7 protein-coding genes and 1 pseudogene are annotated in these 4640 nt (G+C 67.9%); 6 read left to right on the top strand and 2 right to left on the bottom strand.

The features are described 5' to 3' along the window. The 4 genes from pqqB to pqqE form a co-directional block, all read left to right on the top strand. On the top strand, positions 1 to 709 hold a 709-nt coding region (pqqB, locus tag I71_RS28845; protein WP_042702401.1), incomplete at its 5' end, for a pyrroloquinoline quinone biosynthesis protein PqqB. Then, positions 706 to 1494 (top strand): pyrroloquinoline-quinone synthase PqqC, encoded by a 789-nt coding sequence (gene pqqC, locus I71_RS28840; protein WP_042702399.1) that lies wholly within the window; start codon positions 706 to 708, stop codon positions 1492 to 1494. The genes pqqB and pqqC, both read left to right, overlap by 4 nt. Continuing rightward, the gene (gene pqqD, locus I71_RS28835; RefSeq protein WP_083897450.1) at positions 1491 to 1787 is read left to right on the top strand and encodes a pyrroloquinoline quinone biosynthesis peptide chaperone PqqD; all 297 of its coding nucleotides are present in this window, start codon (positions 1491 to 1493) and stop codon (positions 1785 to 1787) included. Before pqqC ends, pqqD begins: the two co-directional genes overlap by 4 nt. Positions 1788 to 1797: 10 nt before the next feature. Next, a complete protein-coding gene (gene pqqE, locus I71_RS28830) occupies positions 1798 to 2916 on the top strand; it encodes a pyrroloquinoline quinone biosynthesis protein PqqE (RefSeq protein WP_042702409.1) in 1119 nt (372 codons plus the stop codon). 17 nt (positions 2917 to 2933) lie between these two features. On the opposite strand, the gene I71_RS28825 is transcribed toward pqqE, so the two are convergent. Then, a complete protein-coding gene (locus tag I71_RS28825; protein ID WP_049976384.1) occupies positions 2934 to 3353 on the bottom strand; it encodes an Lrp/AsnC family transcriptional regulator in 420 nt (139 codons plus the stop codon). 138 nt (positions 3354 to 3491) lie between these two features. Between I71_RS28825 and I71_RS28820 the strand changes: the two genes are divergently transcribed. Next, positions 3492 to 4052 (top strand): cysteine hydrolase family protein, encoded by a 561-nt coding sequence (locus I71_RS28820; protein WP_042702397.1) that lies wholly within the window; start codon positions 3492 to 3494, stop codon positions 4050 to 4052. 25 nt (positions 4053 to 4077) lie between these two features. On the opposite strand, the gene I71_RS38965 is transcribed toward I71_RS28820, so the two are convergent. Beyond that, positions 4078 to 4254, bottom strand: a complete 177-nt coding sequence (locus I71_RS38965; protein WP_042702405.1) for a hypothetical protein — start codon at positions 4252 to 4254, stop codon at positions 4078 to 4080. A gap of 169 nt (positions 4255 to 4423) precedes the next feature. Between I71_RS38965 and I71_RS28810 the strand changes: the two are divergent. After that, positions 4424 to 4640, top strand: a pseudogene (locus I71_RS28810) (hypothetical protein); the annotation flags it as partial.

Below are 4640 nucleotides of genomic sequence, written 5' to 3'. Positions count from 1 at the left end.
GCCTGCGTGGCATCCGATCGGTGCGGCCCTGCTGACCAATGCCGACATCGACCATGTCGCCGGCCTGCTGACCCTGCGCGAATCCCACCCCTTCGCCGTCTATGCCACGCCGCGCGTCCATGGCGTTCTGGCCGCCAACAGCGTGTTCAATGTGCTGAATCCGGAGCTGGTCGCCCGCCGTCCGATGGCGCTGGATGTGCCGTTCCAGCCCGCCGGCGCCGACGGCCGCCCGCTGGGGCTGGAAGTGGAGGCCTTCGCAGTTCCGGGCAAGGTGGCGCTCTATCTGGAGGACGCCTCGGCCGGGCCGGGCTTCGGCTCCATCGCCGAGGATACGGTGGCCTTGCGCATCCGCCCCAGCGACGGGTCCGGCGACGGCTTCTTCTACATCCCCGGCTGCGCCGGCCTGCCGGGCTGGCTGGCCGACCGGCTGCATGGGGCACCGCTGGTGCTGTTCGACGGCACCACCTGGACCGACGACGAGATGATCCGCAGCGGCACCGGCATCAAGACGGCGGCGCGGATGGGCCATATGCCGATGTCGGGTCCGGCGGGCAGCATGGCAGCCTTCGCGCCGCTGACCGTCACCCGCAAGATCTACATCCACATCAACAACACCAATCCCGCCCTGCTGGAGGATTCGCCCGAGCGGGCGGAGGCCGAGGCGGCCGGCTGGCGCATCGCCCATGACGGGCTGGAGCTGACCCTATGACCGAGCCTTCCACTGCCCCGATGTCCCGCGAGGCGTTCCGCGCCGCCCTCTACGCCATCGGCGAGCGGCAGTATCACGACCTCCACCCGTTCCATCAGCTTCTGCACGGCGGCAAGCTGCAGAAGGGGCAGATCCAGGCCTGGGCGCTGAACCGCTTCTATTATCAGGTGTCGATCCCGCGCAAGGATCTGACAATCATGGCGCGCATGGACGATCCGGCGCTGCGCCGCTCCTGGCTGCAGCGGGTGCTGGACCATGACGGGCTGACCCAGACCGGCGAACCGGACGAGACCAAGGTCGGCGGCATCGAGCGCTGGCTGCGCCTGACCGACGGGCTGGGGCTGGACCGCGACTATGTGAAGTCGCTGGAGGGCATCCTGCCCGCCACCCGGTTCGCGGTGGATGCCTACGTCAATTTCGTCCGCGACCATTCGCTGCTCGAAGCGGTGGCATCCTCGCTGACCGAACTGTTCGCGCCGTCGATCCACCGCGAGCGCATCGCCGGTTTCGAGCAGAACTATGCCTTCGCCAACGACAGCACGCTGTCCTATTTCCGCAAGCGGCTGGACGAGGCGCCGCGCGACGTGGAGTTCGGGCTGGACTATGTGCTGAACAACGCCGGCACGGCAGAGCAGCAGCGGCAGTGCCTGCGCGCGCTGCGCTTCAAGACCGAGCTTCTGTGGGCGCAGCTCGACGCCCTGCACCATGCCTATGTCACCCCCAACCTGATCCCCCCCGGCGCCTTCGTGCCGGTGGACATGGATGCGACACGGTACAGCCGGTGAACACCATCGTTCCCCACGTCGCAGAGACCGACCGGCTGCGGCTCGCGCCTGGCGTCATGCTGCGCAACGACCGCCGGCGCGGCCAATGGATGCTGATGGCGCCGGAGCGGCTCCTGGTGTTGGACGAGATGGCGCTGGCGATCGTGCGCGCCTGCGTCGGGCCGGAGATTGGCGACGTGGCTGCAGGCATCGACCGGCTGACGGTCGAATATGACGCCCCGCGCACGGAGGTCGCCGCCGACGTGCTGGAGATGCTGACCGACCTCCGCAACAAGGGCTATGTGGTCACATGAGGTGCATTCGATGAGCTGCGCCCTGCCCGCCTTCGCCGCCGCAACCCGGAACGATCCGGCCCCGCCCTTCGCCGTGCTGATGGAGCTGACGCACCGCTGCCCGCTGCGCTGCCCCTATTGCTCCAACCCGGTGGCCCTCGACTCCGCCAGCGCCGAGCTGGACACCGCCACCTGGAAGCGCGTGCTGGACGAGGCGGCGGATGCCGGCGCGCTCCAGGTCCATTTCTCCGGCGGCGAACCCTGCGTCCGCAAGGATCTGGAGGAGCTGGTCGCCCACGCGACTGAGATCGGTCTCTACAGCAACCTCATCACCTCGGCCGTGCTGCTCGACCGGCCACGGCTGGAGCGGTTGCAGCGGGCGGGGCTTCAGCATGTGCAGATCAGCCTTCAGGATGCGGAGGCCGCCGGGGCCGACCGCGTCGGCGGCTTCAAGGGCGGCCATGTCAAGAAGCTGGAGGTGGCCCGGGCGGTGGTCGCGCAGGGTCTGGCACTGACCATCAACGCGGTTCTGCACCGCCACAACATCGACCGGGTGAACGACGTCATCGATCTGGCGATGGATCTCGGCGCCGGGCGGATCGAGATCGCCAACGTGCAGTATTACGGCTGGGCGCTCGCCAACCGCGCCGCGCTGATGCCGTCGCGCGAGCAGCTGCTGGCGATGGACGCGGCGGTACGCGCCCGGTTGCCGGAGCTGGCCGGGCGGATCGTGGTGGATTATGTCGTGCCCGATTACTACGCCCGGCGTCCCAAGAGTTGCATGGGCGGCTGGGCTCGCCGCTTCATGAACGTCACCCCGCGCGGCCGTGTCCTGCCCTGCCATGCGGCGGAGACCATTCCGGGGATGGCGTTCGAAACGGTGCATGACCGCAGCCTGTCCGACATCTGGCGCGACGGTCAGGCCTTCACCCGCTATCGCGGCACCGACTGGATGCCGGAACCTTGCCAATCCTGCGACCACAAGGAAGAGGATTGGGGCGGCTGCCGCTGTCAGGCCCTGGCTCTGACAGGCAGCGCCGACGCGACCGACCCGGTGTGCGAACTCTCCCCCGCCCATGCGGATGTCGCGGTACTTCGTAACCACGATGCGGCGGCACTCGACAGCGTCTGGACCTATCGGGGCGCCTGACCGCGCCGGCACCGGTCCTATAGGAACCGTTCGAGGACCATCTGCGTCGTCACCTCGGCGACACCGGGAAGGCCGACGATGGCGGCACGGATCGCCTCGATGCCGCGAATGTCCGCCGCCTCGGCCCGGACGACCAGATCGATGGCGCCGGCCACCGCGTCCATTGCAACGATACCGGGAATCTGGCGCAACCTAGGAACCAGCTGCGCGCAGGTGCGGCCCGGTTCGTGCCGCAGCAGGAAATAGGCGTCGACCCCATCCGCCGCCGGGCCATCCTCGACGGTGGTGAAGCCGCGGATCGCCCCCGAGCGCAGCAGCCGGTCAAGCCGCTCCTGGGTGGCGCTGCGCGACAGCCCGACATCGCGGGCAAGCGCCACCAAGGTGCGGCGGGCGTCCTTGCGCAAGGCCGCCAGCAGTAGCCGATCCTTTTCGTCCATCCCCGTCCCCACATCCACCCCGCCGGCAGAATGCCGGCCGGCCGGCATCTTGCCGGGATGCAACCGGCACCCCTTCGGCAGAAGTTCATGGCCGAAGTTCGTGGCCAGGGACCATGGCCGATTTGCACGGAGTATCCAATGACCTTGCTTCCCGCCGCCTCTGCGCTTCTGCCGGTCGATATGCAGCGCGCCTTCGACGGGCCGTCCTGGCCGCGGCGCTGGAATCGCGCGCTCGACCACAACGGCCTGCGGCTTGTCGAGGCCTGGCGGCGCAGCGGCCGCCCGGTCATCCATGTGCGCCACGATTCGGTGGAGCCGGCCTCAACCCTGCGCCCCGGACAGCCGGGCAACCGCTTCCGCGACGGATTCGAGCCGCTCGACGGCGAGGCCGTGGTGGGCAAGAGCGTCAATTCGGCCTTCATCGGTACCGATCTGGATTTGCGCCTGCGCCGGCTGGGCATCGAACGGCTGGTGGTGTTCGGCATCTCGACCGACATGTGCGTGTCCACCACCGTCCGCACCGGCGTCAATCTTGGATGGCCGATCACGCTGGTCACCGACGCCTGCGATTGTTTCGAGCTGCCCGACGGACAGGGCGGAACCATCCCGGCCGAACAGGTCCACGCGGTCCACGTCGCCACGCTCGGCTATGAGTTCTGTGAGCTGACCACCACCGACGCTCTCATCCAAGGCCTGTGACCCTGCACCGGGAACCGGGGGCGTCTCAGGCGCTGTCGCCCGACCCGCCCTTCTTCCCGCCGCCGTCCTGCTTGTTGACAGTCGCCCAGGCGCGGCGCTCCGCCTCCTCGTGCGACACGCCGCGCGTCTCGTAACCCTCCTCGATATGCTCGGCCTTGCGCTTCTGCTTGTCGGTGTATTTGTCCTTGTCGCCCTGGGACATCGGATCCTCCTGCTGTAATTTCCCGTTCAACAGGTCGCGCAAATGGGAAGTTCCTCAGGGAAATAGGCGAAAACTCATATCCGGGATCGGACAGACGGAAAGCGTGGCTTGCCGTAAGCGAGGCCGTCGCCCATCCTTTCCCCAATGCTTTCAGGGGGGAGGTTCCGGGGTGTTCACGATCTTCGATAAGGGCTTCGGCAGGGGCGTCGAAAAAGGCCGTGCGTTGATTGGTGCGGCGGCATTGGCGCTGGGCCTGATCGCCGGTTCGGCGCAGGCGGCGGACGCGGTCCGCGTCGGCTCCAAGCTGGATGCCGAAAGCGGGTTGCTCGGCACCATGATCCTCCAGGTGCTGCAAGCCAACGGCATCCCGACGGAAAACAAGATCC

This window comes from Azospirillum sp. B506, from assembly GCF_000333595.1.
GTDB lineage: Bacteria > Pseudomonadota > Alphaproteobacteria > Azospirillales > Azospirillaceae > Azospirillum.
This window is presented reverse-complemented; position numbering and strand designations above follow the sequence as displayed.